This is a genomic window from Massilia sp. CT11-108 (assembly GCF_047302915.1).
Classification (GTDB): Bacteria; Pseudomonadota; Gammaproteobacteria; order Burkholderiales; family Burkholderiaceae_D; genus Telluria; species Telluria orientalis.
This window is the reverse complement of the sequence record NZ_JBKYMO010001375.1, coordinates 1-332: the sequence shown is the minus strand read 5'-3', so window position 1 is coordinate 332 and position 332 is coordinate 1. Positions and strand designations below refer to the sequence as shown.

1 protein-coding gene is annotated in these 332 nt (G+C 73.5%); it reads left to right on the top strand.

The annotated features are described in order from the left end of the window. Nucleotides 1–332: MBL fold metallo-hydrolase (locus tag ACEN88_RS34865; RefSeq protein ID WP_413346996.1), on the top strand; the 332-nt coding region annotated here is incomplete at both ends.

Below are 332 nucleotides of genomic sequence, written 5' to 3'. Positions count from 1 at the left end.
ATCCTGTGGCTGCTGATGCCGCGCGGCTGGCCGCACCGCTGGGCCGGGGCCGTCGCGCTGCTGCCGATGCTGCTGCAGCTCCCGGACCATCCCCGCGACAACACCTTTCGCGTGACCGCGTTCGACGTGGGGCAGGGCATGGCGCTGCTCGTCGAAACGGAGCGGCACCGCCTGCTGTACGACACGGGCCCCGCGTACGCCCCGGGCGCGGACGGCGGCAGCCGCGTGATCCTGCCGTACCTGCGGATGCGCGGCATCGCCACGCTCGACGGGATCGTCGTCAGCCATGGCGACACGGACCACACGGGCGGCGCGCTGGCGGTGCTGGAAGG